General features: G+C 60.8%; 11 protein-coding genes. 3 read left to right on the forward strand and 8 right to left on the reverse strand.

Annotated elements, in window-relative coordinates; translation table 11 throughout:
• Positions 1 to 220: 220 nt before the first annotated feature.
• From K3165_RS11490 to K3165_RS11510, 5 genes are all read right to left on the reverse strand, one after another.
• Positions 221 to 1,003 (reverse strand): hypothetical protein, encoded by a 783-nt coding sequence (locus K3165_RS11490; RefSeq protein WP_221549041.1) that lies wholly within the window; start codon positions 1,001 to 1,003, stop codon positions 221 to 223.
• Between the two features lie 95 nt (positions 1,004 to 1,098).
• Positions 1,099 to 1,329: a hypothetical protein gene (locus tag K3165_RS11495; protein WP_221549042.1), complete on the reverse strand. Its 231-nt coding sequence runs from the start codon at positions 1,327 to 1,329 to the stop codon at positions 1,099 to 1,101.
• Positions 1,330 to 1,884: 555 nt separating this feature from the next.
• Positions 1,885 to 2,076, reverse strand: coding sequence for an excisionase family DNA-binding protein (locus K3165_RS11500; protein WP_221549043.1), 192 nt, complete (start codon positions 2,074 to 2,076; stop codon positions 1,885 to 1,887).
• A gap of 248 nt (positions 2,077 to 2,324) precedes the next feature.
• Positions 2,325 to 3,650 (reverse strand): tyrosine-type recombinase/integrase, encoded by a 1,326-nt coding sequence (locus tag K3165_RS11505; RefSeq protein ID WP_221549044.1) that lies wholly within the window; start codon positions 3,648 to 3,650, stop codon positions 2,325 to 2,327.
• Between the two features lie 369 nt (positions 3,651 to 4,019).
• Entirely contained in the window at positions 4,020 to 6,029 is a 2,010-nt protein-coding gene (locus tag K3165_RS11510) for a hypothetical protein (protein ID WP_221549045.1), read from the reverse strand.
• Between the two features lie 172 nt (positions 6,030 to 6,201).
• On the opposite strand from K3165_RS11510, the gene K3165_RS11515 reads away from it, so the two are divergent.
• The 3 genes from K3165_RS11515 to K3165_RS11525 are packed head-to-tail and all read left to right on the forward strand — an operon-like array spanning position 6,202 to position 10,450.
• Positions 6,202 to 7,809, forward strand: coding sequence for a hypothetical protein (locus K3165_RS11515; protein ID WP_221549046.1), 1,608 nt, complete (start codon positions 6,202 to 6,204; stop codon positions 7,807 to 7,809).
• Positions 7,791 to 9,239, forward strand: coding sequence for a Dyp-type peroxidase (locus K3165_RS11520; protein WP_221549047.1), 1,449 nt, complete (start codon positions 7,791 to 7,793; stop codon positions 9,237 to 9,239). Before K3165_RS11515 ends, K3165_RS11520 begins: the two co-directional genes overlap by 19 nt.
• Positions 9,236 to 10,450 (forward strand): cytochrome P450 family protein, encoded by a 1,215-nt coding sequence (locus K3165_RS11525; protein ID WP_221549048.1) that lies wholly within the window; start codon positions 9,236 to 9,238, stop codon positions 10,448 to 10,450. Before K3165_RS11520 ends, K3165_RS11525 begins: the two co-directional genes overlap by 4 nt.
• Here K3165_RS11525 and K3165_RS11530 read toward each other — a convergent pair.
• The 3 genes from K3165_RS11530 to K3165_RS11540 are packed head-to-tail and all read right to left on the reverse strand — an operon-like array spanning position 10,447 to position 15,744.
• Positions 10,447 to 12,222 (reverse strand): hypothetical protein, encoded by a 1,776-nt coding sequence (locus K3165_RS11530; RefSeq protein WP_221549049.1) that lies wholly within the window; start codon positions 12,220 to 12,222, stop codon positions 10,447 to 10,449. The genes K3165_RS11525 and K3165_RS11530 overlap by 4 nt on opposite strands.
• Positions 12,223 to 12,248: 26 nt before the next feature.
• Positions 12,249 to 13,742: a phosphatidylserine decarboxylase gene (locus tag K3165_RS11535; protein ID WP_221549050.1), complete on the reverse strand. Its 1,494-nt coding sequence runs from the start codon at positions 13,740 to 13,742 to the stop codon at positions 12,249 to 12,251.
• Positions 13,743 to 13,782: 40 nt separating this feature from the next.
• Positions 13,783 to 15,744: a TIR domain-containing protein gene (locus K3165_RS11540; protein ID WP_221549051.1), complete on the reverse strand. Its 1,962-nt coding sequence runs from the start codon at positions 15,742 to 15,744 to the stop codon at positions 13,783 to 13,785.
• Positions 15,745 to 16,152: the final 408 nt, after the last annotated feature.

A 16,152-nucleotide genomic window follows, 5' to 3' on the forward strand; every position in this document is an offset into this window, starting at 1 on the left:
AGCGGTCTCACCTAACAGGCAGGTAGCCCGCAGTCACCCCCGGCCCTCGGATGACCGCAATCGGGTCGTTAGCGGAAAGTCCGCATTTATTCGAGAACACGCCAAAGCGGACGGGTCAAGCTAGGTATAGGCTCGCGCGCCCGCGCGTATCGCTCCACAAACTCATTCGGCGGAAGTTTCTGCATAGATACGCGCACGCGCGTGGACGCTTCAAAAAAACTCACTTGCCGCCGATGTTTCGGCTGGTCCCGCAACGCTTGCCAATAATCGTGCCGCCGGACTTGTGCTCTCGTCCTAAAGCCATTGTCACGGACGGTTCCGCTCCCTTCAGATCGTAGGAAAAGACCGTGCCGAAGTTCTCGGCATAGAAAAGCGAGCCCGGATGATCGGAGCCTTTGACCTTGCGCGTGTGGATCACATCCCGCTGGTATGGCTTTCCCGTGCACCGCCTTATCCAGCGCTGAGATAGTGCGCCGCTCATCGCCTTGCCCCTTGGAACGTGTGCCAGGATGTGAACGTGCGAGCCTTTCCCCTCACCGTTTTCCCGCACCCAGATGTAGGCCGTTTCTCCTCTGAGCCATTCGCGCAGATACTTCAGGAAGGCAGTTGTCGCTTTCATCGCCTCCCGGTCGCTAAGGCCAGCCGTTTCCCAGTGGATCGTAATGTGCCGATTAAGTGGACGCCCGATTTGCATTGCGCGATGGGCCGCTTTGATCAGCTTTTGACCCTTTTTAGGAGTCAAGTAATCGCTTGTGCGGCTGGCGCTGTTGCGTGCTCCACCGTGCGGGAAGATGGTCCTAGAGGCGGGAGACGGCGCGCACCCTATCTGTAGAGGTAAAATTGCAAGGCCCGTGCCAGCCGGGGAGTCAGCTCCGCAATCCGCCGTTTTCTGAGGTTTCTTTATGGCTTCAGGAAACTCAGCATTCTGCCAAGCATGGCCGACGCTCTCTTCCCGTAAAATACGCGTATTTGCGCGACTTGCCGCGCTTCGGGCGTCCGGCATGGCTAAAGGCCTGTCTTGTTTTTCAAGTGAACCGTGGCGGAATGGTTGGCGAGGGCGTCTGTTGCACCGCCCCCGCCTGTTTCCTGCCTGTTAAATCAGGCTTGATCGCTTTCGATGGATTGCAGAGAGGCAATCAGTTCCGGAAGCCGTGCGAGCGGCACCGCGAACCCGCCGCCAAAGCGCTGGGCATTGGGATGCAATTCGCCGGTTTCCTTGTTTCGATACCACGGCCAGAATTGCAGGCGCGGCTGGCCATTCCATTCCGTCGCTTCGATCTTCCAGACGTGCCGCCCGTGCTCTTGCTCAAAGACAATCATCGCGCGCACCCTCCTGGGACGGGAGCAGGGTCGCCTATGCGCACCAAGGCACTTGGCGGCCCCATTGACCCGCTCTGGTGGGGTTTCGCCTCACATGACAGCCTCTCGGTGTCACGTGAGCTGCCAGAAGCAGCGCTACGAAGTTCCGCCAGAGCGTTTTCAATCGGGAGACTGCACCAGCCGTTCGGCAAGGTGTCCCCATCGCGGCTGGCCAACCACTCCGGAACTGAACGGGACATGGGCCGCACCGTCCACAAAGAGCAATTCACGGCTGGACAGCACGAAACATGTTCTCGCCAGTTAGCTCCGGCATCACATGCGCCGCAATCGCGGCAGTGGGCGTCGATCGCCGCACGCAAGGAACGCCCGCTCATGCGGCACCTCCCTTCCACGATATGCCAGACGTGTTGAGGGTGGCGGCAGGAATCGTTTGCCCTGCTTCGGCGGTATCGGTAGGAAGGATCGTCAGCTGAGGAGCTTTGACAATCCCGGCCCTGTTCTCGACTGCAATCGAGGCAGGGCCATTTTCGTGCGAGGCCTTAGGCCCATAGGTCGAACCCGCAGTCATGCTGCTGCACCAATGTTGAACGCTTCAACCAGCTTGTGAATGCTTGCGACTTTGACCAGCCGCCGGGTGCCGATTGAAACGGTCTCAAGCGAGCCGTCCGAGATAAGCTGATAAGTTTTGGTCTTTCCGATGCCCAAGCTATGCGCCGCATCAGTGACGCTACAAAGCAATTTTGGTGTTGTAACCATGTTATGGCCCTTTCCTTGCGCTACCCCTCCAGGGGCACCCATCGCTGGGTCTCGCTCGTGACCACACGAGCGTTCTTGAGCGCTTGGAACAAATAGGGCCACCTATGCGCACGCGACAAGCGAACGGGGGTGCCGAATTGCTTCAGCTGCATGTGGATAACGGTCAGAACAAGTTAAACCACTGGGCGAGGCCTCGCTTCGATGACGGCTTTATCGCTTATTCAATCAAAGGCCTGCATTCGGCGGGTTTAAGCGCGAATGGGAGTAACATTGTCCTCAATCTCGCCTGCCGCGCCTTTCCCCGCACAATACTCGGCCCATGCCTCCATCAGCTTCCGTCGCTTTGGCATTAGCGCACCTCGGCGATACGCGGCTTCCGCCTTGTTTCCGATCGTGTGAGCCAAGGCCATCTCGCAAACCTCGTGGGTGAAGCCTGTGCATTCCGCTGCCCAATCTCGGAAGCTGGAACGGAAGCCATGGACCGTAAAGCCCTCAACCATTCGCCGAAGCTGCATAAGCATCGCCATGTTCGAAAGGCCCCCGCCATGAGACGAAGGGAACAAGGGACGATCAGCTATGTCCCCTTTCGCGACTGCTAGCGGCTGCACCTGGCGTAGCAATTCGAGTGCACGTGAGGAGAGCGGGACTGTGTGTTCGGCCTCTGCTTTCATGCGGCTGGCAGGGATTGTCCAAACTGCTCCCTCCAGATCTATCTCACGCCACGTTGCTCCGATGGTTTCACCCGTCCGAGCAGCGGTCAGAATGGTGAACTCAAGCGCCAAAGCCGCGATGCTTTCACGCTCTGCCAGCGAAGCCATAAATTCTGGCACGGCAGCATAGGGCATCGCAGCATGATGGCCGGTTCGACCTAATTGCTCATTGCGCCGCCTCTTAGCTTTAGTCGGCTTCGGAAGCACATTATCCAAATGCCCGCGCCAACGGGCCGGATTCTCTCCTTCTCGCAATCCTTCGACTTTTGCCGCGTCCAGAATGCGTTCAATGCGACCGCGAACCCGATTGGCGGTTTCAGGCTTCTCGTTCCAGATCGGCTTGAGCGCCGCCATCACGTGCTCGGTAGCAACCTCGCCAACGGGCAAGTCTCCGAAATGCGGGAAGGCATAGGTCTCCAAGGTGGAGCGCCATTGCTTGCGATGCTTATCGTTCTTCCACCCGCTCTCGTTCATTGAGAGGTACGATTCTGCAGAATCCCGAAAGGTGGTGTTCGAGATGCGGGAGCTCTGCTCCGCAACCTTCGCTTCGCGCTTCTGCTTACGCCGATCCGAAACGGGCACAATCCCAGCGGCTACCTCTTTCGCCTTTTCTCTTGCGGCTTCGCGGGCGTCAGCCAGGGAGACTGCATTGGGGCCAGCCGCGCTACCCAAACCGATATACCGAACCTTGCCAGCCGCCGTGGCTCGAAATGTCCAACTACGAGCGCCGCTTGGCTTGACCAAGAGGTAGAGGCCTCCCCCGTCCGCGTGCCGTAGAGCGTATGGCTTACCCTCTGCATTGATCCCGCACTTGGCATTCCTGACTGAGACCGGGGTAAGCTTGTTGTGAACCTTGCGCGGCATTCGATTGGCTCCGTTGCCCCAAAAGATGCACTAAAACTATCGCGGTTTTGGGGCAACCGCAATGACCACGAGCGGACTCCTACGGAAGGGTAGCCGGCGAATATCCGTATATACCTCTATTCTAATTGAACTATTACGCCATTCAGCGGTCTGCAACGGAAGAATGTTAGGCGGACTCCCTCTCCGCCAGTCAGCCCGGCACTTCTCACTGAATACAGGGCATTTGCCGCGCGGCTTTGCGCACGCAATCAACGGCTGGCGACATCGTTTCTTGCGCATTTTCGCCGGTGTCTTTTTCCGAGCTCTGCCCGCCCGGCAGTCTCGGCCAGAACATGCGCCGCGCCAATCTCGCGTCGGATGCTGCCCGGCCTAGACTGGCACCGTTATGTGTTTGCCGCTGAAAACGGCCTGCCAGTTTTCGATTTCGGACACGACGACGTCATCTGCGGCATGGACGAGCTCGGTTACACGGCCATAGTCCAGCTCACGGTCCTCGGCGCTCGACAAGAGCTCTATGCGGGCGGCGATGGCAGCGAGGCGCTGGCTGGTAACCTCGGAGATCGCTGCGAAGCGTTCGAAGTCGCCGAAGAAACGGATGCCCGCGATCGCCGCACCGAAGGTCGGGAAGGCGACGCCGAGGACCGTGAAGGTTTTCGACGTTTTCGCGACGAAAGCAGGATCGACGAAGTCGAAAGCTGTACCGACCTTGAGCAGCAGATAGGCCGCGACCGAGAGGATGGCGAGCTTGAAGAGGAATTCGGACACCTTATCCAGATTGTGATGGACGGTCCGCAGTCGTTCGGCCTTGCCCGCATGATAGTCGCGCTGCGGTTTGACGTGCTCTGAAAGAAGCAGGTTCAGATAGCCGCGCAAATAGGCGGATGTGATCGTGATCGGCGGCAGTCCGATTTGCCTGAGGCTGTGGCGCGCCACCCACTCCGGCCAGCTCGTATCGGTGCCGGTCGGCCAGCGCCCGGACGGGCGCGCCACACCCAGCAGCAGCAGGAAGGGGCTATGGCGGAAATATTCCGCCACGCGGCGGGTCTCGAACCAGCGACCGTGCCAGCGATAGGTAATTCCCCGCCATGTCAGCACGACAATGGCGAGAAGTACGCAGAACTCGAAGAGGGCAAAGCCCCATTTCTGTTCCGGATCGACGAGCGGCAGGTACAGGACGCCGCCGACGATCGCGATGGCAGACAGGAGGAAGTTCACGGTCATCCCGCCGCGATAATGATCCGAAAGTCGAGCCGATATCCCGTCGGCCCATGCGAATTTGCGTAGGGCCACACGCTCCAGTTTGTCGACATAGCGATCATCGGCACCAGGCAATTTCCTGGCCGAACCCAGGACACCCTTCGCGCTTCCCTCGCCAATTTCATCCGGCCTTTCGTAAACCTGCACGATCGAACGGAACGGGTTGCCCGTGCCGCCGAACATCGTTTCCACACGCCTGTATGCATGCGCCAACCGCCAGCTTTTCGCTTCCCACTCGGCCCCGACTAGAGCCGCCAACCCTTCTTTCGCCGGGCCCTCATGATCGATCGCTGCATCGGGTACGAGCGCGCCGCGCACCAGCTCGTCCAGTGCGACCTCCCGATCCGGTCCGGATGGCGCCCGATCGAGTATCGCGAGCGATTCCGGGCTATGGAGGAAGCGCCAGTCTTCGGGGCTCGCAGGATCTATCCAGATGACTGTGCAGCCAAGTTCGAGCGCTTGGGCAATCGTGTGGCCGGTCCCTCCCGCGCTGGCAGTCGATACGCCATCCCATACGCCGATGATCAGGTCCGACTGTTCGGCAATGATGCGGCCGGCCAGCGCGGCACGAAGCGAACTCTCGGCCACGAAGCGATCGCTCTTCCCGGCATCGCCCGGCGCGTCGAGCATCGCAAGATAAAGCTCGGTCAGACGTTCGTCCTGATCGGCCAGCGCGAAAATTTGCGACTTGCCGTTGAATTCGTTGATCCGGTCGGCGCGAATTTTCGTTTCCGCATCGGCAGGTGGCGTGCCTGCGAGCAATGCCCGCGCGTCGGCGGCATTCTGCGGCAATGCATTGATGGCGAGATTGAGTTTCTCGCCGAAAGGCAGTGGGCAGACGAGCTGCCAGTTCCTGTCGAGCGCAAGCTGGGCCGCCAACTGGTCGGCGCCGTCCACCATGAGGGTGTTGAGGCGCGTAGTGGCTTGATCCAGGCCGTCCAATTGCTGTGCAATGTCGGTCAGCGACCGCGTCACCTGCGTGAATATCGTATCGATTACCGATCGAATACGCTGCTCGTTCCGGACGTATTGCGCATGCGTGAGACGATGGCCGGTCACGCCAATACTGAACCCGATTGCAGGCAGTTGTGGCGGGAGAACCACGGGATCGGATTTGGTCATCGAGGCTCCCGGCAGAGATTGCGGAAAATCTTCGACAGGACCTGTGGCACATTCGGTTACGAGATTGAACCTCTGGCTTGCTTTTCCGCGAAGCGCCGGATCGCGATTGTGAACGTTATTTGACTCGCGCCCTGCTCGATCATACTCCTTCCCATGGAGAGGGAGTGCGCGAATGCCACTGTTGGGGACCTCATCGGTATCGCTTGAAGTCGAGCCGCACAAAGCGGAACGGCTCGCCGAGCTCATGCATGCGGTCCGGCTGGCCGCGCAGGCCGAGCCTGAGGGATACACAGCCTTCATGCGTGATGCGCCCTCGGTCCACTACATGTCCTTATCGATCACGCATTCCCACCTGCTCGATCCCATGTTCGTGATAGAGGTCAATTACGACTTGCCCGAAGGCCGCTTCTGGCTTGAGCTGGATGCCGCTCTCGGGCCCCAGATCCGGGACATGCTGCGTTGCTGCAAGCGGCCTCGGGGCAGCGATGCGGCGTTATACGATGCAACAGTGGAGGAAGGCACGCGCCTGTCTGTCGCCCCCTATCTGGAGCGACGCGCGGCAGTGCCCAGCGTTTACCACCACGGCAACAGGGGTCTGGTTCGCGCGCGCATCGTGGCCGAGCGCGAACTGTTCGATGCCACCCGAAAGACCATCGCGCAAAACGAGGCGGAGTGGCGAAAGCTGTCACCCAGCGATCTGCACAGGGAACTCAGATCCGCGCTGATGCCGGACTTCCCCTGGTTGGCGAAGCCGGCCGCACCGCGGTTCACTCGCGGCGAGCGCCTGGGCGATTACCTGCGCTTCGGCGTCGCCATTGTCGCCGCGCTGCTGATCCTCGCCCTGCCCGGCTTCGTCGCAGCGCAATTGATGACCCTCGAATGGTTCCTGATCCTGACCGTGCTGGCCGCAGGGCTGATCTGGCTCGGCCTCTATCGCCTGCGCGGTCCTGTAGAGGGCACGGGGACCGGAGACGGGGCAGGCCTGATCCGTTCGTTGCTCGGCAGTTGGAAACTGCTGGTCACGGGCGTCGCGATCTACCTCGTGACCGTGGCTGTGACGGGCACCTTGTCGCTCGCCGTGTTTTCCGAAATGCCGCTCGCACAAGCATGGCACGCCGCAATCAGGCCATTGCTGCAATCCCTGTTGTTCTCGCTTACCGTCGTGATCCCCGGCCTGGTCCTGTGGTTGCGCAGGCTGGAGCTTGACGATTCAACACAAAACCGGCCGAACGTCGATCCCACGATGCTGGCCGAGATGGCCCGGCGTGAAGATTGGCTCAATCAGAACCACATGATCTCCATCGTTCCGCTGAAGCCGGGCGCGCTGCGCAGCTGGGCGGTTCGCGCAGGCCATTTCCTCCTCAAGCTTTACCTCAGGATGAAGATTGTCGACGGATATCTGGGCGGGATGCGGACTATTCATTTCGCTCACTGGGCCTTCGTCGACAATGGCGCGCGGCTCATGTTTCACAGCAATTACGATCTGAGCTGGGAGGCCTATCTCGACGATTTCATCGAGAAGGCGCACGAGGGGCTGACCCTGGCCTGGAGCAATGGACTGGGCTTTCCGCCCACGCGCATGCTGCTGGGTGACGGCGCTTCCCACGGTCGCCTGTTCAAGGCCTGGGCACGTCAGTCGATGGGCTACACCAGCTTCTGGTATTGCGCCTATCCCGAACTCACAGTCGACCAGATCGAGCGGAACTGGCGTATCGCCTCGGGGCTGCACAAGCCGCAACTCAGGAATGCGGAGGCAGCAACGTGGCTGAACGATCTGTAAACTGGCGGCTGTCGCCCGAACATGCGGCGCAGACCCAGGGTCTCGTGGTGTCCGGCTTCGGTCACCTTCCCTATGGGCGGGCCTTGCTGCTGCATCACGAAGGGGAAGGAAACGGCTGGGTTCGCAAGATTGCGGAGATCGCTCCGCCTACGCCCGCCGATGGCAAGCGGCTGAAGCGCGGCAGCGCTATCGCGTTCACCCATTCGGGCCTCCAGGCGATGGGCATTACCGCCGCCGGTCCGCCCGCCGCACCCGATCCCTTCGTCGAAGGCATGTTCGAGACCAATCGCTCCAGAAGGCTGAACGATCGCCGCGATGGCGAATGGAACGGGGCCGTGGTGCCAGAAGGGCCGCACTGGAGCGGCAATCCCGGAGGTGCGGAACAGACCCCGCATACCGTGCATGCCCTGCTGGTGCTTTATGCCGAAACGGAACCGGACGCCGATGCCTGGACCGGCGAAGTCGAGGCTGCGCTGGCCCCTTGCGGGGTCAGCATCGTCAAGACGTTGCCGATGGAACTGCGGCCTGACGAGAAAGGCATCTTCCGCGAACATTTCGGATTTGCCGACGGCATTTCCCAGCCGATCCCCTACGATGCGACCCCGGACCGCACCTCCTCGACCGTTATCGGCGACGATGGTGAGGCCTTCCCCGAAGACCCGGCACATGGCGTTCCCCTGGGCGAAATCCTCTTCGGACACTGGAACGGCCACCACGAATATGCGCCCGGCCCCGCCCTGAATGGGGACACCTCGCTGGCGCTCAACGGGACCTATATGGCCGTGCGCGAATACAAGCAGGACGTCGCCGCGTTCTGGAAATCTATGGAAGCAGGTGCCGCCGGAATTCTTGCCGCAGATCCGGACGCCGATGCGACGGCCGAAAACCTGGCGGAACGCGTGATCGGACGCACGGTCGACGGAGCGATGCTCGGCCCCGATGGACCGCTCGGTCAGGACGATAACGATTTCATGTATTTCGACCGCGATCCTAACGGCATCGGTTGCCCCTTGGGGAGCCATGTCCGCCGTGGCAATCCGCGCGATGGGCTGGCGACCAAGCCCGAACAGAAGAAAACCTTGCTCGAAGCTGCGAACCGCCACCGCATATTGCGGCGCGCCCGCAAGTTCGGACGCGGCTTGCCGCGGGGAGCCCCCGACGATGGTGAGGATCGCGGCCTGTTCTTCATGGCGCTCAACACCGATATCCAGCGCCAGTTCGAATTCGTCATCCAGACATGGATCATGAATCCCGACTTTTCGACGCTGTATGACGAGGTCGATCCGCTCCTTGGTCCCGGAGGACCGATGTCGATGCGCGACCGGCCGCTGCGCCGTATCGTCGACGTCCACACCTACGTCCGGCTCGTGGGCGGCGAATATTTCTTCGTGCCAAGCCTGCCGGCGTTCGAGTGGATCGCAAAGCAATGAGCGAGACCTTCCCACCCGCTCCGTCGATGCGTCCGCGCCAGAAGGGGTTCAAGGGCTGGATTGCCGCGCGCAAGTTCAAGATACTCACCGCGATCCTCAAGCGCCTGCTAAAATCATGGCCTGTCGTGAAGCTCGGCAAGACGGTCTTCGTCACGCGGTATGACGACGTTCGAGCGGTGCTCGGGGACGATGTGCGCTTCAATGTCCGCTACGCCGACCAGCTGAAGATCGCGACCGGCGAGCCGCTCTTCCTCCTGGGCGAGAATGATCCAGATCGACTGGCAGGCGATATCGAGGCCCTGCGCAGCGTGATGCGCCCCGAAGACGTCCCCGGTCTTGGTGCCGACGCAGCGGGGCGCGGTGCGGCCCTCCTCGAAAAGGCCGGCGGCAGGATCGAGCTCGTCGATGCCTATTTCAGGGAAGCAACCTTCGGACTGTTCGAAGACTATCTGGGAATTGCCGGCAATGCGGAACTACGCAGGGCAGCGACGCGCATGTTCGAGTTCGTCTTCTACGACGCCGATGAACAGCTCAAGGCTGCGGCTCCGGACTTTGCAAAGCAGATCGGGACGGCGACCGAGGCGGCCATGGCAGCCCCTCCCGAAGGGAGCGTCCTGGCACGCTGCCGGGCGGCGCAGCAGGATGGCGACAAGCGCTTCACCGACGATTTCATCCGCTCGATGATTGGGGGAATGTACATTGGCGGGCCTCCGCAACCTGTGATCGTCCTGGCGCAGGCGATGGATGTCCTTCTCTCCCGCCCGCAAGCGCTGGAAGGCGCGCAGGCCGCTGCGAGACAGGGCACAACCGAAGAGCTTTACGGCTACATGCTGGAAGCGATGCGGTTCCAGCCGCTCGCACCGGCACTATTGCGGGTGGCTGCACGCGGAGCCGTCGTTGCGAGGGGTACCTGGCACGAGCATGCGGTTGCCGAAGGCAGCACCGTCATAGCAGGCGTTGCCGCCGCCATGTTCGATCCGCGCCGCGTTGCCGAGCCCGATCGGTTCGATCCCAAGCGGCCTTACAATACCTATCTGCATTACGGCTTCGGTGCCCACGAATGCTTTGCCCGTCATCTCAACGCGCAATTGCTGCCCGGACTGCTCCGCCCCCTGCTATCGCAGCCGAACCTGCGACGTGCACCGCGCAAGGCGGGCAAGATGCAGGTCAACGGGCCGTTCCCCGAAACCTTCTGGGTGCAATTCGACTAGGCTGAAGGCTTGGGCTCCATTTCCGCGTAGTGCATGGCCGTGCCGACCGTGGTGAAAGTCACGAACGGATTGCTTTCATACATGCCCGTGGTGACCATGTGGCCTACAGAGGGCGGCGCATTGTACTGGATGCCCAGCGGGTTGGTCACGACCGCATCGCGGTCTGCATCGAAGAGCGGGGTGATCGCGGCGATGAAGTCGTCATAGGCCTTGGCCACCGGAACAGCGCCGCCAGCGACGATTTCCTCCCATGCCAGACGAACTCCGGCGAGCGATGTCCAAGTCAGGAGTTCCGGCAATAGCTTGTCGCCCACCAGACCCATCAATCCGTTCTGCGCGAGGGTCTGCTGCGCCGCGTCTGCTGCGGCCATGGGATCCGAGGCAGTTCCGCCCAGAGCACGGTACAAGGCAGCGAAGGTTTCCTTGTAATAGGGGCTGTCGGCCCATTTGGGTGCCGTGCCCATTCCGGCCGCTTTCATCTGCGCGTCGGCCACGAAGGCAGCTTCGACCACGGGTATGACGGACGCCATGTATTCGATCTTGCTCGACCGCATCCGTTCCGTGACCGCATCTGCAAAGCCGTAGGCGGCCTGCGTAAACCCTATGGCTCCGGCATCCAGCAGGTCGCAATACATCTGGATAAAGAACTCGACGAGATCCGCCGTGCTGGGTGCCGCCCAGACGGTACCCTTGTCGAGCGGCAGAGGGCTGAAACCGTCAAAGCCTGCCAGCTTGCCGTTCATCCGCGCCGTGTTCCACAAGTCGAATTCGTATTTCTTGATAGCGCGCGCATCTTTCGGCGCGATGCCCTGCTTTTGGTAAAGCGGTTCGAATTCCGTTTGGAGCGCTTCGGTAAACTCGGTGCCGAAAACGTCGAAATGAAATTCGCTGAAGCGCTTGAAGAACTCGGCGCCCTCGGTTGCGCCATACACTTCCTTGAACCTGTCGACATTGTGCGGAAGGTTCAGCCCGACATTGAGGACCAGGGTCTTGTGCGCAGCGCAATATGTGAACCAGTCGCTGTCCGTCCGCAGGTATTGTGCCTCCAGGACCCAGTCCTTGTAGAACATGAAGGCCGTGTTGAGAGCCGCGGCACGGAAATGCGAGTTCTTGTAGTCGGTCGGGAAGCGAACCCCGTTGTTCAAGATGGCATCGACGAGATAGAGATTCTTGTTGAGCGTCGGCTGGTCGGTGTCCTGCATGCGCACGACTGCGATATTGGCAGGATAGCCGAACGGGCTACCCGGTTCGCCGATAACGTCCCACATGCGGTTGTGGTAAAGCGGCGGGGAATTCGTCGTCCGTCCAGCCCCGACATAAGCGCCCATGTGTGTGATGCCGAGCTCCACCTTGTCATCGCGCGAGAACTGGAGAAGGTCGCCCTTGTTCAGCTCTGGGTGGATGAAATAGATGATGGCGTAAATCTGGTCGCCGGCGGCAAGACCCATTTCCTTCGTCAGCATCTCGTCGACCAGTTGCGAGCCATATAGCTCCTTGCCGTCGAGACCCGGGAACGGCCCCCAGTCGTTGACCGGTATCAGCCGCATGCCGACCGATCCGTCCGCAAGCCGGTATTGATAATCCTTCACACGAAACGTGCTACCGTCGTAATTGACGACCTCGGTCGTGCCGAACAGCTCGCGCGAGATTTTGTAGGCCGCCAGGGCCTTGTCGGTCACCTGCCAGTCACCGGGATAGGAAGACGGCCCGGTGTCATGGATGATGGGGTTGCGGTTCTGAGGAGGGATCGGCTGGGTGTTGGAATCTGTCATCTCGTTCCTTTCGCTTAGCTACCCTGTCAGCGGTTGATGTTCGCGAAGGCCATCTGGCTTCGCACCGGGTAGTGCACCCCGACCTGCGCGGTGACGTTCACATTGGCTTTGCGTTCGAAGACCGTGACGATGTCCGAGCCACCGAACTGGAACAGGGAAAGCATGTCCCCTTTCGCAATCTCCTTGCCGACCAGTTCCTTTTCCAGCTTGCGATTGATCGCCTCGACCTGCTCGGCGTAACTCAGATCGCGCTTCTCTTCCGGAGACAGAACGATGGGCGCGCTGCCTTCGGATTGCGGCTTGCAGAATACCACCGATGAGACGTGAGCCATGCCCATCGGCAGGACCGCGACCTTGCCGATCGGGCTTTCGATCACGAACAACCCGCGACACTGGACGAACTGGTATCCGGTTTCGTCTGCCGCATCGAGATAGCGATGCGGGAACACGGCCCGGGCGATCGACGGGTCCATCGCTTCTCGTTCAGCCGGATCGAGCTCGTCCAGCGTGACCTTGAGATAGACCTGCGCGGCAATGAAGCGCGCCTCGATGATCTTGCCACCGACGGGCGCGTGCTGGCGGTGGTAATCGAAGGTGTTGAGGAAGCTGTGACAGAAGACTCCGCCCGCGAAGTCCGAGGCATGCGTGGAATCCTGCAGCAACTCGTCGATCGGCCATTCGATGTGCTTCACCACGATCGAAGGCGGTGCCGGAAGAGGGGGGCCGGCCTCGGTGCTGATGGCCCATTGCCCGACGAAGGTGGATTCTGCCGGGAAGACAACTACCCTGTCGTCATCGCGCGAGGCGACGGGGCGCAAATCGTCGATATCGGCAAAGGTCCGGCCGAAGAACTCGTTGAAGGTGGTATAGTCTTCCGGAGCTTTCTCATAATCCTGCCACCCGTATTCCGGCGCCCATTTGAAGCTTGCCAGGAACTCTGCAGAGGCAGGCGTGTCGAGAAACGCGCCCCAGGCCACAGCGAATTCGCGAAGCCAGAGCGAGAGCGGGGTCAGGTCCCGGTCGGCACCCGGTGCAATCGGACTTTGCAGTGGCAGCAGCGAAGGCTGGTTGAAGAAGTAATAGAACTGGGTGATGCGCAAATAGGGTGTGCGTTCATGCAGCTTCAGCCCGTCCTGTTCCCATACGCGGATTTCGGGAATCCACCGCACGAGCGCGTCGACATAGAAATAGAACTGGTCGAGGGTTTCGATCCGGTCGAGTTCCGGGACCTCTTCCTTGCAGATCTTTGCAAAGGCATCTTCGAATGCCTGGCCCATGTTGTGCAGGTCGATGAGGGCGGCGAGTTCGACAGTGACCGCTTCCTGCGGGGCATAGGGTTCGCCTTTCGGCGGTAGCCCTCGGAGAAATGGCGGTGCCTGCGGCGGATTGGGAGTGCCATCGCTGAAAGGAGCCTGCGTGGAAGCGTTGGTGCCGACTTCCTTGAGATGTTCTGCAAGGTCTGCGGGAGCCGCAACGCGGCTGGTGGCCATGCGTTGGGCGATAGGGGTCGGCTGTGGCATCGCTTCGTAATCCTCCAATTGTGATACGTAGCGACCCGCATCAATTCTGGTTGAGCAGTTCTCCCGAAACTCCAAGAGTGGCGTCGGCCTTGTTTGCAGCAGCGGCGCAGGCTGCCTTGAGGTCATAGACTGCCGCGACTTCTTCGACGCAGTCAGGCCATTTCCCAGTCTTTTTCCAACACTCGTAAACGCCCAGCCGCACGCAAATCTCTGCAAAGCGGGGGTCCATGCGGATGGGCTTGAATGCGGGCATGAACAGGCCGAACGTCACGCTCGCGCCGATGGGATCACGGCCGTCATTATCGCCCGTAAAGAGAATGGGATTCCCGGCATCCAGCGCCCCGAGAAGGTGAGTGATCGCGGCTTCGGTTTCGCCCACTATCGATGCCAGGCCGACGTCGAGCAGATAGGTGGTCGGTGCGTTCCGCAGGAGGAACTGCTGTACGGCAGTGGCGCGCGCATCGGCATCGAGCGCCATCATCATGCGCATGAATTGCACCGGGGGGCGCAGCGACATGATCTTGTTCTTGGAGGACATCGTATCGGCGATACGATCCGCACCGTCGAGATCCCCGGTGTAGATCGACACGGCCCCGCGGATCCACTTGGGATAGTCCGAATGCGGGATCTTCGCGACCAGTTCATCGGCAAGCGCGATGGCTTCCTCGTAATGTTCGAGGTAGCAATGCAACAGTGCGTGGAAGCCGCCGATGATCGGGCTCAAAGGGTCGCGATCCCGCGCATCCTCCATGACCTCAAGCGCCTCGCTGATAAGGCCCAGCGAGCACAGGGTCGAGCCATGGGACATGGCAATGAACTTGCTCTGCGGTTCGATCTCGTACGAGCGGGCGGAAAGCTCGAGGCGTTCGCAATGCTCCTTGAACGATCTGTGCTGCAGCGACATGGCCGCGTAGGAATGGGCACATTCGGGATTGAGCGCGATGGCGCGGTCGGCTGCATCCTTGGCCCCCTTGTCCATGCGAAAGGCGGCCAGGAGGCCCCATGCCTGCGCAAAATCGGGATCGAGGGCGACGGCGGATTCCAGCAAGGTGATAATCCGTTCGCGGTCTTCCCAGGACATGTCTCCGGTGTAGATCGCCCTGGCCTGCAGGTAGAGGTCGTAGGCTGCCGGATTGACCGGCGCCGACGTCACAGCCGGTGCGAAGTGCCGTTCGAGCGTCTCGGCAATGGCCCCGGCAATCTCGTCCTGCAGCGCAAAGATGTCGGTCAGCGAGCGATCGTACCGTTCGATCCACAGGCTCTCGAGTGACTTCGTGTCGACCAGTTCGACCGATATGCGGATATTGTCTCCGCTACGGCGCACAGAACCGTCCAGCAGGTGGGTTGCGCCGAGTATAGACGAGATCTTGTGCGCCGACTTCTCGGCCCCGCGAAACTGGAAGCTGGACGCTTTGCCCAGGACCTTGAGGTCCTTGGTGCGCGCAACGGTGTACAGGATTTCCTCGCTGACCCCGTCCGAGAAATAGGTCAACTCCGGATCGTTCGACAGGTTATCGAATGCAAGGACCGCAAGCACGGGTTCGGCAGGCTCCGCCGCGGGGGCGGGTTTCGCAGGTTCGGCAGCCCGCGGCGGGGGGACCTCGCCTTTGCGATGGGCGATGAACCGGCGGACCTCTTCGACAAATGCCTGCCAGTCGGGATCGGAAGGATCGCCTTTCCAGTGCGTGAGATCGGCCGTTTGCGTCAATTCGAACATGATCGGCCGCTCGCACGGCTCGATCGTGACGGGCAAAAATGTCTTTGCGCGTTCGGCCAGGGTCGCTTCCGCGCGAACCCAGCGCGATACTACCGAGCGGGGCGACCATAATACGACCACGGCCTTTGCACCGCGCAAGGCCGCTTCGGTTACCTCGTCATATGCCTCGCCAGTACGCAGGGTGGTATCCCACCAGACTTTCAGTCCGGCGTTTTCGAAACCATCGGCGAAATGCCGGGCAATCGCTTGATCCTCACGATTGTACGAGAGGAAGATATCGGACAAGGCTCCCCCCTTATCGCAATAGACAATTAACCACGTCTACGCCGCAGTGGCTGCAGAGTCCACAAGACAAGAAAACCGCGCGCTTTCAAGCGGGTCTCGTCGGTGCGAACGGACCTGCCGGCCTTCAGCTGGACACTGCCGTTTTCCGGGGTCGCCACTTATCGGTACCGAGCGTAAATTCGAGAAACCGGAACGAGGCCCTGCAACGGCATCGGCCACGCGGCCAATCCAGATCAATCCGGCCAGAGCGCGAAATTGCGAGGAATTGCGACGAGCCGTTGGAACCCGTTCCCAGTTTCCGGCGTATCTGTGCTACACCCCCCAAGTTGCGGTGCTGCGCGGAATGGCATTCCCTGCGAACACTGCATCAGAGCCCCTTCCCGCCCATCAAAACGCGCGTGAAGGGGC

Source organism: Qipengyuania xiamenensis, assembly GCF_019711495.1.
In the GTDB taxonomy this organism is placed as follows: Bacteria; Pseudomonadota; Alphaproteobacteria; order Sphingomonadales; family Sphingomonadaceae; genus Qipengyuania; species Qipengyuania xiamenensis.

Excerpts from the sequence above, each read along its gene's own strand:
- K3165_RS11490 (WP_221549041.1), bottom strand. The coding sequence starts at position 1,003 with ATGCCGGACGCCCGAAGCGCGGCAAGTCGCGCAAATACGCGTATTTTA.
- K3165_RS11500 (WP_221549043.1), bottom strand. The coding sequence starts at position 2,076 with ATGGTTACAACACCAAAATTGCTTTGTAGCGTCACTGATGCGGCGCAT.
- K3165_RS11505 (WP_221549044.1), bottom strand. The coding sequence starts at position 3,650 with ATGCCGCGCAAGGTTCACAACAAGCTTACCCCGGTCTCAGTCAGGAAT.
- K3165_RS11510 (WP_221549045.1), bottom strand. The coding sequence starts at position 6,029 with ATGACCAAATCCGATCCCGTGGTTCTCCCGCCACAACTGCCTGCAATC.
- K3165_RS11515 (WP_221549046.1), top strand. The coding sequence starts at position 6,202 with ATGCCACTGTTGGGGACCTCATCGGTATCGCTTGAAGTCGAGCCGCAC.
- K3165_RS11525 (WP_221549048.1), top strand. The coding sequence starts at position 9,236 with ATGAGCGAGACCTTCCCACCCGCTCCGTCGATGCGTCCGCGCCAGAAG.
- K3165_RS11530 (WP_221549049.1), bottom strand. The coding sequence starts at position 12,222 with ATGACAGATTCCAACACCCAGCCGATCCCTCCTCAGAACCGCAACCCC.
- K3165_RS11535 (WP_221549050.1), bottom strand. The coding sequence starts at position 13,742 with ATGCCACAGCCGACCCCTATCGCCCAACGCATGGCCACCAGCCGCGTT.